This window comes from Collimonas sp. GW821-FHT07E08, assembly GCF_059418905.1.
On the sequence record NZ_JBWKQR010000005.1, the window covers coordinates 169,824 to 190,214 of the forward strand.

Consider the following 20,391-nt stretch of genomic DNA (forward strand, 5'->3'; position numbering starts at 1 on the left):
AAAGCGCCGTCAGGCGCCTTGTAAATCGTGTCACATTATGATTGGATTCGGGCGCAATCGCCGCTGGCCCTTCAGGATCAGATCCGTTTATACATGAAGCTGCTGTCGCTCAGCTTGCCGGTGGTCGAGCGGGCATAGGCGGGAACGATGCCGGCCAGCTCAAATCCGAGCGAGCTGTACAGGGACTCCGCCGCGTCGCCGGTGCGCGTCTCCAGGAACAGCAGCGAGCGGCCGTCGGCGCGCGCAATGGTCTCGGTCTTTTGCATCAGCACGCGCGCGACGCCTTTGCGCCGCACGTCGGGATGCACCAGCAGCTTGGAAATCTCGGCGCGGTGACGGCCGTTGGCCGGCGCCGCCAGCACCAGCTGCACGGTGCCGACGATCTGGCCGGCAAAGCGCGCCACCAGCAAGCGCCGGCCGCCGCTCACCAGCGAGCCGCTGACGCCGTACCAGAATGAAAAAGCATCTTCGGCATTCGGCGTGTCCAGGAATCCGATGCTGGCGCCCTGCTCCACGCACGCCATCAGGATATCGGTGAGCGGCCCCACCACCTGGTCGAACTGGTTCGCCTTGACGTCTTCAACCGTGCATGCGGTCAGGCGTTGCGGGGTGATGGTCGGGTCCAAGCTGGAATCTCCTGAAACGGATACGTCAAAAAAACAAAATCCCAGGACGGGCCCGGGATTGCATCGAACATCGCACCGGATAGCCAATGCTGCAGCTATCCGGCGCGATCAGGCAAGACTTAGTCGTGATAAGCAGATTCGCCATGGCTGGAGATGTCCAGGCCTTCGCGTTCTTCTTCTTCGGTCACGCGCAAGCCCATGACGATGTCGACCAGCTTGAATGCGATCAGCGAAACCACGCCCGACCAGACCAGGGTCGTCAGCACGCCTTCAAACTGGATCCACAGCTGGCCAGGGATCGAATAGTCCGGCAGCACTGCATTGGTGACATAGTCATAGATGCCGACGCCGCCCAGGCTAGGCGCCGCAAATACGCCGGTCAGCAATGCGCCCAGGATACCGCCGACGCCATGCACGCCGAACACGTCCAGCGCATCGTCCGCACCCAGCAGGCGTTTCAGGCCGGTGACGCCCCACAGGCAGATGAAGCCAGCCAGCAAGCCCATGATCAGGGCGCCCATCGGGCCGACGAAACCGGCGGCAGGGGTAATCGCCACCAGGCCGGCGACCGCACCCGAAGCGCCGCCCAGCATCGAAGGCTTGCCCTTGCCGATCCATTCACCGGCGCTCCAGCTCAACACCGCAGCAGCAGTCGCCAGCAAGGTATTGATGAAAGCCAGCGCGGCGCTGCCGTTGGCTTCCAGCGCGGAGCCGGCATTGAAGCCGAACCAGCCGAACCACAGCAGCGAAGCGCCGACCATGGTCAGGGTCAGGCTATGCGGCTTGAATGCTTCCTTGCCGAAGCCGACGCGCTTGCCGATCACGTACGAACCAACCAGGCCGGCGATAGCGGCATTGATATGCACCACAGTGCCGCCGGCGAAATCGAGCGCACCCTTCTGGAACAGCCAGCCGCCGGTAGCGGTCAGTTTTTCCGCGGCAGCCGCGTCGGTAAAGCCGTCAGGACCAGGCCAGAACCAGACCATGTGCGCCATCGGCAGGTAGGCGAATGTGAACCACAGGACAGTGAACACCAGGATCGCGGAGAACTTTGCGCGCTCGGCGAAGGCGCCGATGATCAGCGCACAGGTGATCGCGGCGAACGCGCCCTGGAACACCACGTAGGCAAACTCAGGCACCACCACGCCTTTGCTGAAAGTGGCGGCCACCGAATCCGGCGTCATGCCATGCAAGAACAGGCGGCTGAATCCGCCGAAGAACGCGTTGCCCTCGGTGAACGCAATGCTGTAACCGTAAAGTATCCACAGTACGATGATCAGCGAGAACACCGTGAAGCACTGCATCAGCACCGACAGCATGTTCTTGCTGCGCACCAGGCCGCCGTAGAACAGGCCCAGGCCCGGCAAAGTCATCAGGATCACGAACGCGGTGGATACCAGCAGCCAGGCGGTATCGCCCTTGTTCGGCACCGGTGCCGCAGGCGCGGCGGCAGCTGGAGCGCTGGCGGCCGGAGCGGCTGCTGCCGGCGCCGCAGCAACCGATGCCGCAGGCGCGGCAGCCGGAGCTGCGGTGGAAGCATCCGCACTGGCAGCCGCCACGCTTGCGCTAGCGCTTGCCGATGCCTCGTCGGCGGCACGGGCCGGCAACATGGAAGTAGCCGCGATCAGCGAGCAAGCCGCCAAAATCGTAGCAAACGTACTTTTGATGTTCATATTTTTTATCCCCTTAGATTGCATCTTTGCCGGTTTCACCGGTACGAATACGAATAACTTCCTGCAGATCAAATACAAAAATCTTGCCGTCGCCGATCTTGCCGGTGCGCGCCGCGTTTTCAATCGCTTCTACCGCCTGTTCCAGGATGCTGTCGTCCACCGCTGCTTCGATTTTTGTCTTCGGCAGGAAGTCGACCACGTATTCGGCGCCGCGGTACAGCTCAGTATGCCCTTTCTGGCGGCCGAAACCCTTGACTTCGGTCACGGTAATGCCTTGCACGCCAATCGCCGAGAGCGCTTCGCGCACCTCGTCGAGCTTAAATGGTTTGATGATTGCTGTAATCAGTTTCATGTCGGCCTCGTTGTTTTATCGAATTTAGGAATTCAGCTCACTCAGGTTTTGCGTAATCCGGCTTTGCTTTAGGCTCACTTCCCGGTCAGTTGAGGACAGAGTAATTCGTCGCCCTGCGGCGCCTCTTAAACTCTGGCCCCAATACGTCAGAAGGTCTTCGCTACCGAAAACACTACCCCGTTGCGGCCCAGGTTCTTGCCGCTCGGGCTGACGTACGCGCCATCCTTGGCGTCGGTGCCGACATAGGCCAGTCCCAGCGTCACGCCGGCCAGCTGCTCAAAGGTCTTGGTGGCGCCGATTTTCCAGTCGGTGTAGCTGCCGAAGCTGAAATGCTCCACTGTCTGGTGGCCGAGGTGCAGCCCAAGCGTGACGCCCGCGCCGACATCGAAATTGGCGCCGGCATCGTAATAAGCGCTGTTCTTGCTGTCGACCGTGCCGAACAGGTTGGTCAGTGCATGCGAGTACTTGAAATAGGCCGGGCCGTAGCCGATCTGGCCATACAGCTCGAAAGTGTTGGCGTTGCGGCCGATCTGGCTGTAGTTGTTGGTCGGGTAGTAGTAGTACAGGCCGCCGACGTCATAGGTGAAGCCGCCAGGCAGTTCGCCGCGCTTGCCGCCGTAGATGTCCCATTCAACCGGGCCCTTGCCGCCGGTGCCGGTATGGGCGCTGTCGACCGCATCCTTGATCCACTTGATATTCGACAGCCAGGTGCCCGCATACAGGCCGGTAGGGTTGTTGGTGTAGTCCGCGCCGCCCTGTATCGCCGGGTCAAAACGCGTTTGCGAAATGCCGCGGTAGCGGTAGTCGTTGACCGCGCCAATGTTGTAACTGATCTCGTTATCCGGCTTGGCGTCTTCGGCATGAGCGAGACCTGCGGAGAAACTTGCTGCTATTGCTGCGGCTAAAATCAGCTTTTTCATGGATGTCCCTGTTGGTATGTTGAATGAAAAACCGCTAAATCAGTACTCCTCGGACTTTCCATAGCAGAACCCATGCCAACTGCGCCGATCTCTCCTTTTCCACGGCTGCCGCCCCTTGTGGGGCGTTTTGCTCACAGCTTTTGCCGATTGTTAACTGCGGGATGTTCTTGCACAGAAAAAGACGGCAAGGAAATGCACCACAATAATGCATGCATTTAATTGAGCATTGTTTTGGTGCAAAAATATGAAGGGGTGACTACATGACATCCTGTAGTCGGCTACAAATCAAGTCCAGGCTTGCTGCAGGGATAACAGTGCGCGCCCGATGGCCGCGGCGTCGACACCGGCAAAACCCAGCGCCAGGCCGGCCCGATGCTGCGGATTGACAGCTTGCCCAGGCAGGCAGAACCGGCTCATGGGATTGAGTTCAACGCCGGCGGCGATGGCCTTGGCCAACAGGTCAGCTTCCTGTCCTGCGCTCGCCAATGGCAGGCTCAGGTGCAAACCGGCGGCGACCTTGGGCAAAGGCAGCTGCTGTCCGAACAATGGCGCCCAGCCTTCCAGCAAGGCGTCACGGCGCGCGCGGCTGGCGCGCCGCATGCGCCTGATGTGGCGCTGGAAATGACCGGCCGCGATGAATTCGGCCATCACCGCCTGGTCCGCGGCCGGCGGATGGCGGTCGCCCATGGCGTGCAGCGCAATCAGCGCCGGCGCCAGCTTGGGCGGCAGCACCAGGTAACCCAGCCGCAAACCGGGAAAGGCGATTTTTGAAAAGGTGCCGACATACAGCACGCGCCCGCTGCGATCGAGCGCCGCCAGCGGCGCCAACGGCGTGCCGTCGTAACGATATTCGCCGTCGTAATCGTCTTCGACGACCCAGGTGTTGCAACGCTCGGCCCAGGCCAGCAGTTCGAGCCGGCGCGCCAGCGACAGCGTGACCCCGAGCGGATACTGGTGCGACGGCGTCACATACGCCATCCGGCAGTCAGCGTGCTGCGCCAGCTGCGACGTATCCATCCCGTCCTGGTCCAGCGCAATCCCCACCAGCTGCGCGCCAACCACTGTCAGCGCTGCGGCTGCAGCGGGATAACAAGGATTTTCGATAGCGACCTTGTCACCGGCATCGAGCAGCAATTGCGCGCACAGCGCAATCCCGTGCTGCGCTCCGGCGGTGATGATGATTTGCGACGGCTCGCAAGCCAGCCCGCGCGCCTGCCGCAGGTAGGCCGCAATCAGTTCGCGCAGCCGCAGGTTGCCGGCGGCGTCGCCGTAACCCATTTCCGCCAGCGGCGCACGACGCCAGAACTGGCTTTGCAGACGGCCCCAGATCTGGTTCGGAAACAAGTCATAGGCGGGAATCCCGAGCCGGAATGCGCGCGCCGGCCCGGCCGACATGCGGCGCCGCGCCTCGTATCCGCTCAAGCGCAGCTGCATGGCCGATTGCCGCATGGCGGGCGCTGCACCCACCTGCGCATCCGGCTCGGCAACAACTGCCGCCGCCAAGCCATCGGCATAGGTGCCGTCGCCTACCCTGCTGCTGATGTAACCCTCGGCGTACAGCTGCTCGTACGCTCGCACCACGGTATTGCGCGACACCTGCAAAGCCAGCGCCAGGTTGCGCGAAGTGGGCAGCTTGATGCGGTAAGTGCCCGGCGTGGCCAGTATCCGCCGGCGCAGCGCCAGGTAGAGCTGCTTGGCCAGGCCGCTGCCGCCGTCCAGCGTAATGCCGGCTGGATCGAGGTTCATCAACAGGAGCGGAGGCGCAATCTTCACATTGGACCTATAAATATAATCAATCTTGGATCTTTGATGATACCAACTTGCGGCGCTACGATAAACGCTGTCGTGCACCCGCAGGCATTTATCGTCATCGTATTCCCACAGGAGGTTATCTTGGCATCCGCACCACGTTCATCGATTCAGATCAAGCCGCTCAGCGAGCAGGATTTCGCCATCTGGCAGCCGCAATGGCAGGGCTACCAGGATTTTTATGAAGTCGATATTCCGCAAGCCACGCGCCTGGCCACCTGGCAGCGCCTGCTGGATCCGGAGGAACCGGCGTTCGGCGCGCTGGCGATGGCAGGCGGCGAGGCGGTCGGCCTGGTCCACTGGATTTTCCATCGCTCCTGCTGGACCGTGGAAGATTCCTGCTACCTGCAAGATTTGTACGTCTCGCCGCAACAGCGCGGCGCCGGCGTCGGCCGCCGGCTGATCGAGCATGTCTATGCGCAGGCCAAGGCGGCCGGCAGCACCCGCGTGCACTGGCTGACGCACGAAACCAACCGCACCGCGATGCAGCTGTACGACCGCATCGCGCAACGTTCCGGTTTCGTGCAATACCGCAAGCAGCTCTAGCGGCGGAAGGATGGGTGGTTATGGCTTAAACTGCCCCGCCGGGCCAGAATTCCGATGTCGGGCTTGCCTGTATCGGTTATCATTTTTCTTATTTGCCTTGAAGGGCCGATCATGAACAAACCCAACTTTTTTGACGACATCCAGGCCAAGATCAACCAGGCCATCGAAAACTCTCCCGCCAAGGATATCGAGAAAAACGTCAAGGCCATGCTGGGCCAGGGATTCTCCAAGCTGGACCTGGTCACGCGTGAAGAATTCGACGTGCAAGCCCAGGTGCTGGCAAGCACCCGCGCCAAGCTCGAGGCGCTTGAGGCTCGCGTGACCGAGCTGGAAGCGCAATTGAAACGCCCTTGATGCCGAGCCAGTGACGCTGGCGGTACTGAGAAGCCGGGCGCTGGCAGGCATGCAGGCGCCCGCGGTCACGGTCGAAGTCCACCTGGCCAACGGCCTGCCATCTTTCACCATCGTCGGCCTGCCCGAAACCGAGGTCAAGGAATCCAAAGACCGGGTCCGCGCGGCGCTGCAAAATGCGCGTTTCGAATTTCCCTCGCGCCGCATCACGGTCAACCTGGCGCCGGCCGATCTGCCGAAAGAATCGGGCCGTTTCGATTTGCCGATTGCGCTCGGCATCCTGGCGGCATCGGGACAAATGCCGTCCGACCAGCTCGACCAATATGAATTTGCCGGAGAATTGTCGCTGTCCGGCGAATTGAGGCCGATACGCGGCGCGCTGGCGATGACTTTCGCCATGACCGCGGATAGCGGAGAACGCCGCGCTTTCATCCTGCCGCGCGGCAATGCCGATGAAGCGGCGCTGGTTGGCGATGCTTGCATTTTCCCGGCTGACGGTTTGTTGCAGGTATGCGCTCACTTTTCCTCTCTGCAACAGGAAACAAGACTGTCGCGCCATACAGCGGAACCACAACGGCGGCCGCCTCCCTACCTTGATTTCAGCGACGTCAAAGGACAGGCGCAGGCCAAGCGTGCGCTGGAAGTGGCGGCGGCCGGCAACCATAGCGTGCTGCTGGTTGGCCCTCCGGGCACCGGAAAATCCATGCTGGCGGCGCGTTTCCCGGGAATCCTGCCGCCCATGAGCGACCGTGAAGCGCTGGAATCGGCCGCGGTGCAATCGCTCACCAGCGGTTTTTCCGGCGCGCGCTGGAAGGTGCGCCCATACAGGGCGCCGCACCACACCGCATCCGGCGTGGCGCTGGTGGGCGGCGGCAGCCCGCCGCGTCCAGGAGAAATTTCCCTGGCCCATCGCGGCGTCTTGTTCCTCGACGAACTGCCCGAGTTCGACAGGCGTGTGCTGGAAGTATTGCGCGAACCGCTCGAATCCGGCCACATCACGATTTCGCGGGCCGCGCGCCAGGCCGACTTTCCCGCACAGTTCCAGCTGCTGGCGGCGATGAACCCCTGCCCTTGCGGCTACCTCGGCCACGCGGCCAAGCCATGCCGCTGCACGCCCGACAATATCCTGCGTTACCAAAACAGGATTTCGGGACCGCTGCTGGATCGCATCGACATGCAGATCCAGGTGGCGGCCGTGCCGCACGATCAGCTGCTCAAACAAGCCGATGGCGAATCTTCCACCGCGATCGCGGCCCGGGTGGCGCAAGTGCATGGGTTGCAGATGGTCCGCCAGGGCAAGCAAAACAATGGCTTGTCAGCCAATGAAATCGACCGCTTCTGCAAGCCCGACCAGGCTGGCGAAAAACTGCTGAGCGGCGCCATGGCCCACCTGCACTGGTCGGCGCGTGCTTACCATCGGGTATTGAAAGTGGCGCGCACCATCGCCGACCTGGCCGCGGCCGATATCATCGGCGCAGCCCATGTGGCGGAGGCGATCCAATACCGGCGCGCGCTGCAGGATAAATGAATCTTATGCCTGCTCAAAAAGACGCGGCGCCGAGTAATTTGCTGGCAGGAGGAACGCTTTGCCGTTTTCTTCCTGAAAAAAAAACTTCCGAGATCTTTTCCTTTTTCCAGGACCTCAAGAGCCAATTTCCAAAACCATCCCCCGGCTTTCATCGCGCTGCGTTCTTCGCCTGGTTCAGCAGCAGTTCCGCCGCCTGCCAGGCTCGCTCCGCGGCCGACGGATCGTTGAACGCACGAGCGTCGATCGTGGCGCCATCGAGCAGCATCACAAACACGCCGGCCAGCTGTTTTGCGGCCTTGCCTGGCACTATCTCCAGCAATAATTCTTCAAACCACCCGAACAATTTCACCCTGTAGCCGATTGCCACTTCCGACACGCCAGGATAGGCAGTGCCGAATTCGGCAAGCGCCCGCTCGAATAAGCACCCCGCGAATTCAGGACTGCGAAACCAGGCTCCGTACCAGTCAAAAATGCCTTTGATCCGGGCATCCGCGTCTTCCATCGGCGCCAGCTGCTGAGCGATGCTGTCGACGATGAAGGTGAAGCGCTGCCCCAGGACCTCCCCGATCAGGTCGTTTTTTCCGGCGAAATGACGATACATGGTCATTCTCGCCACGTTTGATTCATCAATGATCCGATCCACGCCGACAGGATGGAAGCCATGCGCAGAAAACAGCTCAGTGGCCTTATCCACTAATTGCTGGCGCTTGCCAGCTCCTCTTGTCATGTTGCCCACTAACTGTCTCCAATGAAAATGCCACAACGTCTCCACATTCCATCAATCATCTGAATGACATTTTGACAAATGACGTTTTCCGACGGTAACGGGTGCAGCCTATCATTGGGCAGCCCTAACAATGTTCAAGATTGCTAGGTGGATATGAAGGAGTACTGCTACATACACGTAGAACGGCCTATATCTTTTAGTTCTCATTTGAAATATTTTATATGCTTCCAGGCAATTTCCCGCAGTGTTGCACGCTGCATGCTTGCGCCATTAAATACAGGAGCAGGAAACTCAAGACGCGGCTGGAAGTCCAAAAATCATCAGGATTGGAGGCCCTATGTTTAGCAAACCGAAAACCTACAAGGCCGGACATGATGGTTACGTTTCGGAAATCACGCAGTTCCTGGACAAGTTTCTGGAAGAGCACCCTGAAGTGATTGATGAGCAAAGCCGGGGCTGGCACATATTCTGGGATCGCGACGTCGACCTGGACGAACAGAAAAGGGCCGGCAAGGACAGCGTGCCGGCCAAATCTTATTACTACAGCTGAATGCGCAGATAACAGTCCGGTTTAAGCTGATTTTAATTTGCGGCCGCTAAGATGGTTTCCGTAGGCGCGCCAGATCCATCTCTTCACCGTCGCGCCGACTTCTTTTCCTCATTCCGCCATCGCCCATGCCGGGAGATGCATTTTTGGAGGAAGCATCATGAACAAGCGCTCTCTTTTTGCCGTATCAGTATTGCTGGCGGCCAATCTGGCCTTTGCGGCCGATGCCGTGCCGGGCCGGCTGCAACCGGTCACCAGCGGCGCAGTCACTTACTTGTCCGGCGGTATCGGACAAGACGAATCGACCGCCATGCAGCAGATGGCCAAAAATTATTCGCTGGAGCTCGAGTTTGTCATCAACGCCTCGCCCCGCGCCGAATTTACTTCTGACGTGCAGGTGAAGATCAGCGACGCCAGCCACAACGCAGTCCTGGAAACCGTATCAAAAGGGCCTTTCCTGCTGGCGCAGCTGCCGGCAGGCCGTTACCGCCTCGAAGCCACCAAGGACGGCAAGAGCAAGGCTCAGGATGTGACAATCAAACAGGGATCGCATCAACACATCATGTTCGAATGGGCCGAGTAGCGGATCTGCAACATCGCCGGCAAAGCCCGGCAACGGCAATTCCAGACTGCGGTGCAATGGGATCTGGCGATTTTGGATGGCTGTTAGGAAAAATGCATAGCCTTGATCAACATTTAGTTCGTGACAAACAGGAGTGCTGGCGTAGTATATAAATGAAATGAATGCTTAAGTTCTTCACCAGATAAATATGTCTCATCGGAAACATGTCTCTCGGAAAAGGAGTTAACAATAATATTTTCATTGGCTGGCTTGAAAACTGCTTACTCGATCATTACCTTCTGTCTTAACTACCGGGAGCGCATATGAACCTGATTTATAACAGTGACCAATACAGCGTCGTCGAATTTGGTGCCGATGAACAACGCGAAGCCTTGCGCTTCGGCGGCTATGAAATCGTCGATAAATCATTCAAGCGTGAGATTTTCATTGCTGGTGCCTTGGCCGAATTTTTCCGTAAAGGTGTCGAAGATCTGATCGCGACCGAGCCGAGCATCGAAGATATCGATGCCTTCTTAGGCAATTATGACTCGATGATGAGTCAGCCCGTAACCTTGCAGTAATTCCTTTTCCGATCCACTTCGCTTCAGTCGACCTGCGGTTGCCGGCGCCGCCGGCTTCACCGGGAAGACTGGAGCGGCCTTGGCGTCTCCGCGGTTTCATCGCAGTCCGCTTCCTTCATCCCTTCATGTACGCCAATTCCAGTCCGATCCACAGTGCCCAGAGCGGCGTCCATGACCAGCTTGCGGCCACCGTCGCCAAACACGCGGCGCATGTTTTTCAAAAACCGGTCAGCATCTACAACCAGCGCGCTTTCGATGAGAGCATGGCGGCCTGGCGCGCTGCCGGCAGCTTGCCGCTGATCCTCGATGCGGGTTGCGGCGTCGGCCTGTCGACCATGCACCTGGCGGCGCAATATCCCGATCATTTCGTGATCGGCGTCGACCAGTCGGCAGACCGGGTCGGCCGCAATACCCTGTGGCCGGGCACGGCGCCGCTGCCCGGCAATTTCATGCGGATTCGTGCCGACCTGGTGGATTACTGGCGCCTGCTGCTGGCCGCACGCGTTTTCCCGGCGCGGCATTATTTGCTGTATCCGAATCCATGGCCGAAGATCGGCCAGCTAAGCCGCCGCTGGCACGGCCATCCGGTGTTTCCCGATATCGTCGCGCTCGGCGGCATCCTGGAATGCCGCAGCAACTGGCAGATTTATGTGGAGGAATGCGCCAGCGCCCTGAGCCAGCTCAGCGGCAAGGAGGTTGGCTGCGAAGCATATCTGCCGCAACAGCCGATCACTCCGTTCGAGAGCAAGTACCTGGCGTCCGGCCATCCTTTGTGGCGTTGCCAAGTTAACCTCGGCAAGCATTGAATCCCGCCGGCCGGAGCGGCTGGCGGGGTACTCCGGGCAGCTCAGATTTCGACTTTGGTGCCCAGTTCAACCACCCGGTTTACCGGGATATGGAAAAAGTCAGACGGCTTGGCGGCGTTCTGGTACATCCAGGCGAACAGTTTTTCGCGCCATAGCTGCATGCCAGGAATCTTGCTCGGGATCACGGTATCGCGCGCCAGGAAGAACGACGTGTCCATGACATCGAACTCCAGGCCGAACTGGCTGCTGGCCAGGGCCATCACGGTGTGGACATCAGGCGCTTCCTTAAAACCGAAAGCGGTGCGCAGGATGTACACATCGTTGCCCAGTTCCTTCAAGGTGAGGCGCTTGTCGTCTTCGACGAAAGGCACGTCCCAGATACTGATCTTCAAGAAAAACACGCGCTTGTGCAAGATGCGGTTGTGCTTCAGGTTGTGCAGCAGCGCCACCGGCACCGTGGCCACATTGCCGGTCATGAATACCGCCGTGCCTTCCACCCGGTGCGGCGGATGGGCCAGCAAGCCTTCGACGAAAGGTTCCAGCGGAATGCCTTCGTCCTTGGTGCGCTCGCGCAGCAGCATGCGGCCGGAGTACCAGGTCATCAGCAGGAAGAAGGCAAAACCGCCCAGCAGCAGAGGGAACCAGCCGCCGTCGACGATCTTCAGCAGGTTGGCTGCAAAGAAAGCGAAATCGACGATGAAGAAGGCGCTGATGACCAGCGCCACCAGGAACGGATTCCATTTCCAGACCGTGCGCATGACGACTGCCGCCAGCACCGTGGTGATCAGCATGGTAGTGGTCACCGCAACGCCGTAGGCGGCGGCCAGGTTGTCGGATTTCTTGAACGCCAGCACCACCGCCACCACCAGTATCAACAGCATCCAGTTAATTACCGGCACATAGATCTGGCCGCGTTCGTCTTCGGAGGTGTGCAGGATGCGCATGCGCGGCACGAAGCCCAGCAAGATGGCCTGGCTGGTCAGCGAGAACGCGCCGGAAATCACGGCTTGCGATGCAATCACGGTGGCAGCGGTGGCCAGGATCACCATCGGCAGCAGCAAGGCGTCGGGCACCATGAGGTAAAACGGATTCTGGATCGCGCTCGGATTGGTCAACAGGTTTGCGCCCTGGCCAAAATAATTCAGCATCAGGCAAGGCATCACGGTAAACAGCCAGGCAAAGCGGATCGGCCGGATGCCGAAGTGTCCCATGTCGGCGTACAGGGCTTCGGCGCCGGTCAGCACCAGCACCACCGAACCCAGCACGATGAACGCTTGCAGCGCATGCTGCTGCATGAAGGCAAAAGCATAATAAGGATTGATCGCGGCCAGGATTTCAGGCGCCTTGATGACGTTGTAGATACCCAGCAGGCCGAGCGACAGGAACCAGACGAACATCACCGGCCCGAACAGTTTGCCGACCACCGTGGTGCCGTGTTTCTGGATCAGGAACAACGCGATCAGGATCACCAGCGACAGCGGCACCACATAGCGGCTTAGCCCCGGCGTGGCGATTTCCAGCCCTTCCACCGCCGACAGCACCGAGATGGCAGGCGTGATCACGACGTCGCCGTAAAACATGCAGGCCCCGAACACACCCAGCATCATCAGCAGCTTGGCGCGGCCGGAACCGTTTTTTGCGGTGCGCAGCGACAGCGCCATCAACGCCAGCACCCCGCCTTCGCCGTTATTGTCGGCGCGCATCACGAACAAGACATATTTCAGCGAAACCACGATCGTGATGGCCCAGAACAGCATCGAGATAATCCCCAGCACTCCGGCCGGCGTGAACGGGATGCCATGCTCCGTGCTGAAGCACTCTTTCAGCGCATACAGCGGACTGGTGCCGATATCGCCAAACACGATGCCCAAAGCAGCCAGCGTAATGATGTGGAAACGGGATGACTTGAATCCGGCGCTATTGCTGTTTTGCGTATTGCTCATGTTCTCTCTCTTATTGGTAAGGGCAAGTCTGGCTATGGCCCGCTTACTTCAATTTGATATTTGCTTGAAACTTTTTGCGGCATTGCACAAGGAGGCGGATTTTACTCTCGAACCCGGGGCTGGCACTAATTTGGAATGCTGCCGCCGTTGCTAAAATACATCCCCGCGCCCATCAATTTGTGCATATTTACGGTCAAGTTTAACGAATCAGAGCGGTATTTATTGATAACAAAAAGCTATCACCTTTACATTAACCGGCATTTTTCAACGCCAGCGCCCGTTCATACAAGGCGTTTTTCTTTTGCCCGGTAATTTGCGCCGCCAGGGCGGAAGCTTGCTTGATCGACAATTCCGCCAGCAGGATCTGCAAAACCCGCTCGCCTTCGGCGCTATCGTCGAGCACGGCCGGCGCCGCTTCGACCAGCAGCACGAATTCGCCCTTCTGCCGGTTGCCGTCGGCTGCCAGCCAGGCCGGCGCTTCACCCAGGGGGCAGCGGTGCACGCTCTCGAACAGCTTGGTCAACTCGCGCGCCAGCACGATTTGACGGTCCGGGCCGAAAGCCTGCAGCAAGGCATCGACGGTTTCTATGATCCGGTGCGGCGCCTCGTACAACACCAGGGTCGCCGCCGCGCCGGCCAGGCCGGCCAGCACTAGTTCGCGCTGCCGGGCCTTGCTCGGCAGGAATCCGACGAACTGGAACTGGTCGTTGACCAGGCCGCTGACCGACAGCGCGGTGACCGCCGCCGACGGCCCCGGCAGCGGCAAGGCGCGCAAGCCGGCGCGCAGCACAGCGTCGACGATGCGCGCGCCGGGATCGGAGACTGCCGGCGTGCCGGCGTCCGACACCAGCGCGATGCGCTCGCCGGCCTGCAGCCGGGCCACGATTTTTTCCGCAACTTCCCGTTCGTTATGCTCGTGCGCCGCCAGCAAGGTCTTGGATAAGCCGTAGCGGCCCAGCAAATGGGCGGTATTGCGCGTGTCCTCGCACGCCACCGCGTCGACCATGGACAATACGTGCAAGGCGCGCAGGCTGATATCGCAGACATTTCCGATCGGTGTGGCCAGCACATATAATGTCGACGCGGGATACGCTTGCTGCGCCACCTCATCCAAAATTGCTGGGTTGATGAGGTTGCTGGCAGATTGATGAGTCATGGGGAGTTATGAATGTTATATAAATGGGCCAGGCTGGCTTTGGCGACGTGTATCCTGTTCAACGGATTGTGCCCGCCTGCGCTGGCAAACACAACCACCGATGGCGGCGCCGACACCATTCCGCTGGCCAGCATCGCCTTGCTGCTGCCCCTGCGCTCAGGTCCTCTGGGCGCGGCGGCCGACGCCGTGCGCGGCGGCTTCCTGAACGCCTATGAACGCGACAAGGATGGCCTGGCCGTGACCGTGATCGAAGCGGCCGACACGCCTGGCGACATGCTGGCGGCCTACCTGACCGCCAGCAAGAAATACGATATCGTGGTCGGCCCCTTGTCGCGCACCGGCCTCACCGCCATCATCCAGAACGGCAAGATAGACAAACCGACCATCGCCCTGACCCAGCCGGATTTTTCCGGCGGCAAGGAAATCGCCTTGCCGGCGCAGCTGCTGCCGGTCGGCTTGTCGATCGAAGCTGAAGCGCGGCAGGTGGCGAGCTGGGTCGGCGCCGACTATGCGCCCGGCAAGGTGTTCGTGCTGAGCACCAGCACCACCTGGCAAAAACGCGTCGCCAATGCCTTCATACAGCAGATCCAGGGCAGCGGACTGCATGCCGACCTGATGACCTTGAACCTTGAAGACGGCACGTTCAACGCCGGCGCGCTGGCGCAGCTGCAGCAGCGGATCGAAAGCGAAAAACCGCGCCTGCTGTTCGCCGCCCTCAACGCCGACCAGGCCCGGCAGATTCGCAGCGCAGTCGGCCAGGAAACGCCGATCTTCGGCATTTCCCAGCTCAATCCGCTGACCCTCAACGACAACAATCCAGAGCACCAGATTCCTGAACTGAACGGCGTACGGCTGCTCGACATTCCCTGGCAGGTGGAAGCCGACCATCCTGCCGTGATGGTGTATCCGCACCAGCCGGTAGCCGCCGACCAGCGCCGCAATGCCGACCTGGAACGGCTATATGCATTGGGCATCGACGCCTTCCGCATCGCGCATGAAATCGCCGCGCGCAATACGGTATTCCAGATCGACGGCGTGACCGGCCAGCTGAACATCAGCTTCGGCGTCGGCATGCCCAGCTTTGAGCGCATAGAACCGGCCGCGGCCTATCAGAACGGCGTCGTCACGCCGCTGGGCGCGCCCTGATCCGGCCCCGCGCCTGATGCAACCGTTGAAAGCGCCGACGCCGCGCCAGGCCAGCGGCCGGATGGCGGAAGACCGCGCGCTGGCCTACCTGCAGCAACGCGGATTGAAACTGGTCGAAAGGAATTTTCGCTGCAAGGGCGGTGAAATCGACCTGATCCTGGCCGAGCCGGTTTCCGGCCTGCTGGTTTTTGTCGAAGTCAGGCAGCGCAACAGCCGGCGCTACGGCGGCGCCGCAGCCAGCGTCACGCGCAGCAAACAAGCCAAGCTGATCATCGCCGCCGAAGTGTTCCTGCAGCGCTACGCCCAGCCGCCGGCCTGCCGCTTCGATGTGGTCGCCATCGACGACGACGCGATCGAATGGATCAGGCAGGCGTTCGAAACATGATTAAGCTGCCGGCTTGACCGCTATAATCAGGCCACGATAACCATGGCAAGCATATCAAGCAGGAAACTAAGCAGAAAACCATCCTGCCGGCGACACGGACCACAAACCCCAGCATTCCACACAGAATACCGACATCATGATAAATCAACGCATCCTGGCGCACTTCAACGAAAGCGCCGAACTGAAAGCCCGTGCAGCGGAAGTCCTGGCGGGCCCGATTGCCAGCGCGGTTGAACTTATGTTCTCTGCGCTGTCCAATGGCAACAAGATTCTTGCCTGCGGCAACGGCGGCTCTGCTGCCGACTGCCAGCATTTTGCGGCGGAACTGGTGGGACGCTTTGAACGGGAGCGGCTGCCGTTGCCGGCGCTGGCGCTGACTACCGATACTTCGATCATCACGGCGGTCGGCAACGATTACAGCTATAACGAAATCTTTTCCAAGCAGGTGCAAGCGTTTGGACAAGCCGGCGACGTACTGCTGGCGTTCTCGACATCGGGCAACTCCGCCAACGTGCTGGCCGCCATCGATGTCGCGCTGGAACGCGACATGCGCGTCGTCGCCATGACCGGCAAAGGCGGCGGCGCCATCGGCAAGAAACTGACTGAAGCAGATGTCCACATCTGTGTGCCGCACGACCGCACCGCGCGCATCCAGGAAGTCCATCTGTTAACGATTCACTGCTTATGCGACGGCATCGATGTCGCTTTATTTGGAGGAGATGCGAATGATTGATCGGCAAAACCCGGGTTGGAGCAACTGGCAGCGTCCGTTGGCTGCCGTGGCATTGTGCGGCACAGTGGTGATGGCTTTGCAAGGTTGCGTGGCGCTGGCGCTGGGCGGCGCCGTCGCCGGCGGCTTCGCTGCGACGGATCGCCGCACACTGGGCGCGCAGACCGAAGACAAGGCTATCATGGTCAAGGCTGAAACGCGGATTCCCGGCGTGGTCGGCCAGGACGGCCACGTCAACGCCACCAGCTACAACCGTAAGGTGCTGCTGACAGGCGAAGTGCGCGACGATGCCGCCAAGGCAGCGGCTGAGCGCGAGGCCCAATCCATCGAAAACGTGCATGCGGTAGCCAATGAACTGGCGATCGGCGCACCGTCGACTTTCTCCGCGCGCTCCAACGATACCTTCATCACCAGCAAGGTGATCGCCTCCCTGGTCGACGCCAAGGATGTATTCGGCAACTCGATCAAGGTAGTGACCGAACGCGGCAATGTCTACCTGATGGGCCGTGTCACTGAACGCGAAGGCAAGCGTGCAGCCGAAATCGCGGCCGGCGTCAGCGGCGTGCAAAAAGTGGTCAAGGTGTTTGAGTACATCACCGAGGACGAATTGACGCAGATGTCGTCGGCGCCAAGGGAAAGCAGCAAGGAAAACGCCAAGTAACCCGCCTGCCTTGGGAGCCCGGATAGAATCAGGCTTGCTTTTCCGCTTCTTGTCATATAACGTTGCCGCTGGACAAATTGTCCGGCGGCTTTTTTTTGGGGAAAACCATGATCGGCTTCATCATTTTTCTGGCAATCGTGCTCGCCATCGTGTTTTGGGCGGTCGGTATCTACAACCGCCTGGTGAGCTTCCGCAACCGGTTCAAGAACTCGTTCGCCCAAATCGACGTGCAGCTCAAGCGCCGCTACGACCTGATCCCGAACCTGGTGGAAACCGCCAAGGGCTACATGAAGCATGAGCGCGAGACGCTGGAAGCGGTGATCGCGGCGCGCAACCAGGCAGTCAGCGCCAATGCCAAGGTCGGCGGCAACGCCACCGACGCGGCGGCGGTACAGCAGATGGCGGCCAGCGAAGGCGCGCTCAGCGCCAGCCTGGGCAAGCTGTTTGCGTTGTCGGAAGCCTATCCGGACCTGAAAGCCAACCAGAACATGATGCAGCTGACGGAAGAGCTGACCGGCACTGAAAACAAGATCGGCTTTTCGCGCCAGGCATATAACGATAGCGTGATGGAATACAACACCGCCATCGAACAATTCCCCGGCTCGATCTTCGCCAACATGTTTGCTTTCAAGCCGGCGGAACTGCTGCAGGCAACCGAAGCGCCTGAAGAACGCAAAGCGGTCAAGGTGACGTTCTAAGCCCGGCACGCAAACGCAGCTGAAGCAGCGCGCATGACTTTCTTCGAGCAGCAGCACCAGGCGCGCCAGGAAACCAGGAAACTGGTGTTCCTGTTCGCGCTGGCGGTGATCGCCATCGTGCTGGCGGTCAACCTTGCCATGGCGCTGTTATGGACGTTCAAGTTCGGCAGCCACCATGGCGTGCTGCGCCAATATCCGAAGGGCTTCTTCGAAGTCAATACCCTGGTCACGCTGCTGCTGATCGGCGGCGGCACCCTGATCCAGACCTTCAATCTGCGCGATGGCGGCGACGCCGTGGCGCAAATGGCCGGCGGCCGCATCGTCTCGCCCGCCAGCGGCGACCTGCAAGAACGGCGGCTGTTGAACGTGGTGGAAGAAATGGCGCTGGCGTCCGGCATTGCCTGTCCCAAGGTCTATCTGCTGGAGCGGGAAGATGCGATCAACGCCTTCGCCGCCGGCTACAACCAGAACGAGGCGGTAGTCGCGGTCACGCGCGGCACCTTGAACCGGCTCACGCGCGATGAACTGCAAGGCGTGGTCGGCCACGAGTTCAGCCATATCCTGAACGGCGACATGCGCATGAACATCCACCTGATCGGCGTCTTGTTCGGCATCCAGATGATCGCCGGCTTCGGCCAGCAGCTGATGAACTTCGGCCGCTTCTCCGGCAGCCGCAGCGACGACAAGGGTCCGCCTTGGCAGCTGGTGCTGTTCCTGGCCGGGCTGGCGTTGTTCCTGGTCGGCTATATCGGCATCTTCTTTGGCCGCCTGATCAAATCCGCGGTGTCGCGCCAGCGCGAATTCCTGGCCGACGCCAGCGCCGTCCAGTTCACCCGCAATCCCGAGGGCATAGGCGGCGCCTTGCGCAAGATCGGCGGTCTCACCGACGGCAAGCGAATCGGCTCGCAGATCGATCATCCGAACGCCGAACAGCTGTCGCACATGTTCCTTGGCAGCGCCCGCCCCAACCTGCTGGACGGCTGGTTCGCCACCCATCCGCCGCTGGCGGAGCGCTTGAAGCGCATCTACGGCCGCAGCATGTCGCCGCTGGAAGCGCCGGAACTGGCGGTGCCGTATGCCGCCAGCGAGGAACGCCTGCCTGACCTTCCGTTTGCCGCGGCGGCTGCCGGCCTGGTGGGCGCAGCCGCGGTACCGGCAGCCACGCCGGTGGCCGGCGGATTGCCGACGCCGTCGCTCGAATTCGGCAACAGCAGCGGCAAAGCCGCGCTGTCATCCCAGCTCAACGGCGCGGTGCGCGATCCGTTCTCGGCGCGTGCGGTGGTCTATGCCCTGCTGCTGGGCGAAGGCGCTGAGCGCGCAACGCAGCTCGCGCTGCTCAAGCAGGAGGCGCCGCAGCAGGCAGCGCTGACTACTTTCCTGGAAGAATCGATTGCGCAGCTGCCGCTCAGCGCCAGGCTGCCCTTGGTCGACCTGGCGACACCGGCATTGCGTCAGCTGGCGCAAGCCGAGCGCGACAAGATGCTGGCGCTGGTGGACCAGCTGATCGCCGCCGACAGCCGCATCACGCTGGCCGAGTTCGTGCTGCAAACCATCCTGGCGCGCCGCCTGGCGCTGCGCTCCGGGCGCCTGGTGCCGGTCAAGTTCAATCGCCTGTCCGAACTGAGCGGCGACATCGCCGTGCTGCTGTCGCTGGTAGCGCATGTGGCGGTGCCGGCCGACCATGCCGATGCTGTCGGCGCGCGGCTGGCGGCGTTCCTGCGCGGCGCCCGGCTTTGCCCGGAACTCAATCTCGCCGCCCAGCATTATTGCAACGGCGCCAGCCTCGGCTTCCCGCAGGTAAGGCTGGCGCTGGACCATGCCAACCAGCTGGCGCCGCTGGCCAAACCGCAGCTGGTCAAAGCCCTGCTGGCCGTGGCCGACGATGGCGCTCCGCTGCAGATCACCAGCGCCGACATCCTGCGTGCAATCTGCGCCGGCATCGAAGCGCCGATTCCGCCTGCGGTGGCTGCCACGTATCACGCCTACCCGTGGCAATTCGACAACTGACCGTTGATTTCCAGGCTTTCGGCAGAGCCGCTCCCAGATCGTTATAATGGGCCTTTCCGGGTTTCGCCCGTACTGGATTCTGTCATGCAAGCTCAAGTTGAAAACACCACCGGCAAACGGCTCTGGATCAAGGTGGCAGGCGCCGCCGCGGTGGTAGCGCTGGCGCTGGCCGGCTACCTGTCGATGGCCAACACCCATGCGGCGCCCGATGTCACGTTCACCAATATCAAAGGCGAACAGGTATCGCTGAAGAGCTTGCGCGGCAAAGTGGTGATGGTGAATTTCTGGGCCACCAGCTGCACCACCTGCGTCGCCGAAATGCCGCAAATGGTGCAGACCTACAATATGTACAAGGACAAGGGCCTCGATTACGTGGCCGTGGCGATGAGCTACGATCCGCCCAACTACGTCATGAATTTCGTGCAGACCCGCAGCCTGCCGTTCCAGGTCGCCCTGGATACGCAAAGCAAGCTGGCCGACTCCTTCGGCGACGTCAAGCTGACGCCGACCACCTTCGTCATCGACAAGCAAGGCAACATCATCAAGCGCTACGTGGGCGCGCCCAAGTTTGAAGAGTTGCATGCCTTGCTCGACAAGGCACTCGCGGCAGCATAAAAAAAGGCGCTTCAAGCGCCTT

22 protein-coding genes are annotated in these 20,391 nt (G+C 60.6%); 14 read left to right on the top strand and 8 right to left on the bottom strand.

Features of this window, described 5'->3' with window-relative positions; translation table 11 throughout:
* Positions 1 to 77 precede the first annotated feature (77 nt).
* The 5 genes from AC07RZ_RS08400 to pdxR form a co-directional block, all read right to left on the bottom strand.
* A complete protein-coding gene (locus tag AC07RZ_RS08400) occupies positions 78 to 626 on the bottom strand; it encodes a GNAT family N-acetyltransferase (RefSeq protein WP_494667613.1) in 549 nt (182 codons plus the stop codon).
* A gap of 119 nt (positions 627 to 745) precedes the next feature.
* The gene (locus tag AC07RZ_RS08405; protein ID WP_494667710.1) at positions 746 to 2,293 is read right to left on the bottom strand and encodes an ammonium transporter; all 1,548 of its coding nucleotides are present in this window, start codon (positions 2,291 to 2,293) and stop codon (positions 746 to 748) included.
* 19 nt (positions 2,294 to 2,312) lie between these two features.
* Complete coding sequence (locus AC07RZ_RS08410) at positions 2,313 to 2,651, bottom strand: P-II family nitrogen regulator (RefSeq protein ID WP_014008135.1); 339 nt, start codon at positions 2,649 to 2,651, stop codon at positions 2,313 to 2,315.
* Between the two features lie 146 nt (positions 2,652 to 2,797).
* On the bottom strand, positions 2,798 to 3,571 hold the full coding sequence (locus AC07RZ_RS08415; RefSeq protein ID WP_144738260.1) for a TorF family putative porin: 774 nt from the start codon (positions 3,569 to 3,571) through the stop codon (positions 2,798 to 2,800).
* 285 nt (positions 3,572 to 3,856) lie between these two features.
* Complete coding sequence (gene pdxR / locus AC07RZ_RS08420; RefSeq protein WP_494667614.1) at positions 3,857 to 5,317, bottom strand: MocR-like pyridoxine biosynthesis transcription factor PdxR; 1,461 nt, start codon at positions 5,315 to 5,317, stop codon at positions 3,857 to 3,859.
* 147 nt (positions 5,318 to 5,464) lie between these two features.
* Between pdxR and AC07RZ_RS08425 the strand changes: the two genes are divergently transcribed.
* From AC07RZ_RS08425 to AC07RZ_RS08435, 3 genes are all read left to right on the top strand, one after another.
* Positions 5,465 to 5,926, top strand: a complete 462-nt coding sequence (locus AC07RZ_RS08425) for a GNAT family N-acetyltransferase (RefSeq protein ID WP_494667615.1) — start codon at positions 5,465 to 5,467, stop codon at positions 5,924 to 5,926.
* Positions 5,927 to 6,037: 111 nt separating this feature from the next.
* Positions 6,038 to 6,280: an accessory factor UbiK family protein gene (locus AC07RZ_RS08430; protein ID WP_061542544.1), complete on the top strand. Its 243-nt coding sequence runs from the start codon at positions 6,038 to 6,040 to the stop codon at positions 6,278 to 6,280.
* A 10-nt stretch (positions 6,281 to 6,290) separates the two neighbouring features.
* The gene (locus AC07RZ_RS08435; RefSeq protein ID WP_494667616.1) at positions 6,291 to 7,805 is read left to right on the top strand and encodes a YifB family Mg chelatase-like AAA ATPase; all 1,515 of its coding nucleotides are present in this window, start codon (positions 6,291 to 6,293) and stop codon (positions 7,803 to 7,805) included.
* Between the two features lie 148 nt (positions 7,806 to 7,953).
* Here AC07RZ_RS08435 and AC07RZ_RS08440 read toward each other — a convergent pair whose 3' ends face one another.
* Entirely contained in the window at positions 7,954 to 8,532 is a 579-nt protein-coding gene (locus AC07RZ_RS08440) for a TetR/AcrR family transcriptional regulator (protein WP_494667711.1), read from the bottom strand.
* Between the two features lie 337 nt (positions 8,533 to 8,869).
* On the opposite strand from AC07RZ_RS08440, the gene AC07RZ_RS08445 reads away from it, so the two are divergent.
* The 4 genes from AC07RZ_RS08445 (at position 8,870) to trmB (ending at position 11,028) form a co-directional block, all read left to right on the top strand.
* A complete protein-coding gene (locus AC07RZ_RS08445; protein WP_494667617.1) occupies positions 8,870 to 9,082 on the top strand; it encodes a DUF3460 family protein in 213 nt (70 codons plus the stop codon).
* A 157-nt stretch (positions 9,083 to 9,239) separates the two neighbouring features.
* A complete protein-coding gene (locus AC07RZ_RS08450) occupies positions 9,240 to 9,662 on the top strand; it encodes a carboxypeptidase-like regulatory domain-containing protein (RefSeq protein ID WP_494667618.1) in 423 nt (140 codons plus the stop codon).
* A 302-nt stretch (positions 9,663 to 9,964) separates the two neighbouring features.
* Positions 9,965 to 10,222 carry a BTH_I0359 family protein gene (locus AC07RZ_RS08455; RefSeq protein WP_014008142.1) on the top strand — a complete coding sequence of 86 codons (258 nt, stop codon included), beginning with the start codon at positions 9,965 to 9,967 and terminating at the stop codon, positions 10,220 to 10,222.
* 125 nt (positions 10,223 to 10,347) lie between these two features.
* Positions 10,348 to 11,028 carry a tRNA (guanine(46)-N(7))-methyltransferase TrmB gene (trmB, locus tag AC07RZ_RS08460; protein WP_494667619.1) on the top strand — a complete coding sequence of 227 codons (681 nt, stop codon included), beginning with the start codon at positions 10,348 to 10,350 and terminating at the stop codon, positions 11,026 to 11,028.
* 41 nt (positions 11,029 to 11,069) lie between these two features.
* Here trmB and AC07RZ_RS08465 read toward each other — a convergent pair whose 3' ends face one another.
* Both AC07RZ_RS08465 and rsmI read right to left on the bottom strand, forming a co-directional pair.
* Positions 11,070 to 12,971, bottom strand: a complete 1,902-nt coding sequence (locus tag AC07RZ_RS08465) for a potassium transporter Kup (protein WP_494667620.1) — start codon at positions 12,969 to 12,971, stop codon at positions 11,070 to 11,072.
* A 250-nt stretch (positions 12,972 to 13,221) separates the two neighbouring features.
* Positions 13,222 to 14,127 carry a 16S rRNA (cytidine(1402)-2'-O)-methyltransferase gene (gene rsmI / locus AC07RZ_RS08470; protein ID WP_494667621.1) on the bottom strand — a complete coding sequence of 302 codons (906 nt, stop codon included), beginning with the start codon at positions 14,125 to 14,127 and terminating at the stop codon, positions 13,222 to 13,224.
* Positions 14,128 to 14,139: 12 nt separating this feature from the next.
* Between rsmI and AC07RZ_RS08475 the strand changes: the two genes are divergently transcribed.
* The 7 genes from AC07RZ_RS08475 to AC07RZ_RS08505 all read left to right on the top strand — a co-directional run bounded on the left by AC07RZ_RS08475 (position 14,140) and on the right by AC07RZ_RS08505 (position 20,369).
* On the top strand, positions 14,140 to 15,273 hold the full coding sequence (locus AC07RZ_RS08475) for a penicillin-binding protein activator (protein WP_494667622.1): 1,134 nt from the start codon (positions 14,140 to 14,142) through the stop codon (positions 15,271 to 15,273).
* A gap of 16 nt (positions 15,274 to 15,289) precedes the next feature.
* The gene (locus AC07RZ_RS08480; protein ID WP_494667623.1) at positions 15,290 to 15,658 is read left to right on the top strand and encodes a YraN family protein; all 369 of its coding nucleotides are present in this window, start codon (positions 15,290 to 15,292) and stop codon (positions 15,656 to 15,658) included.
* 136 nt (positions 15,659 to 15,794) lie between these two features.
* Positions 15,795 to 16,391, top strand: a complete 597-nt coding sequence (locus AC07RZ_RS08485; protein WP_144738249.1) for a phosphoheptose isomerase — start codon at positions 15,795 to 15,797, stop codon at positions 16,389 to 16,391.
* A complete protein-coding gene (locus AC07RZ_RS08490) occupies positions 16,384 to 17,049 on the top strand; it encodes a BON domain-containing protein (RefSeq protein ID WP_144738248.1) in 666 nt (221 codons plus the stop codon). Before AC07RZ_RS08485 ends, AC07RZ_RS08490 begins: the two co-directional genes overlap by 8 nt.
* A 107-nt stretch (positions 17,050 to 17,156) precedes the next feature.
* Entirely contained in the window at positions 17,157 to 17,747 is a 591-nt protein-coding gene (locus AC07RZ_RS08495; RefSeq protein WP_092395691.1) for a LemA family protein, read from the top strand.
* Between the two features lie 33 nt (positions 17,748 to 17,780).
* Complete coding sequence (locus AC07RZ_RS08500; protein ID WP_494667624.1) at positions 17,781 to 19,754, top strand: M48 family metallopeptidase; 1,974 nt, start codon at positions 17,781 to 17,783, stop codon at positions 19,752 to 19,754.
* Positions 19,755 to 19,838: 84 nt separating this feature from the next.
* Positions 19,839 to 20,369 carry a TlpA disulfide reductase family protein gene (locus AC07RZ_RS08505; protein ID WP_494667625.1) on the top strand — a complete coding sequence of 177 codons (531 nt, stop codon included), beginning with the start codon at positions 19,839 to 19,841 and terminating at the stop codon, positions 20,367 to 20,369.
* Positions 20,370 to 20,391 lie beyond the last annotated feature (22 nt).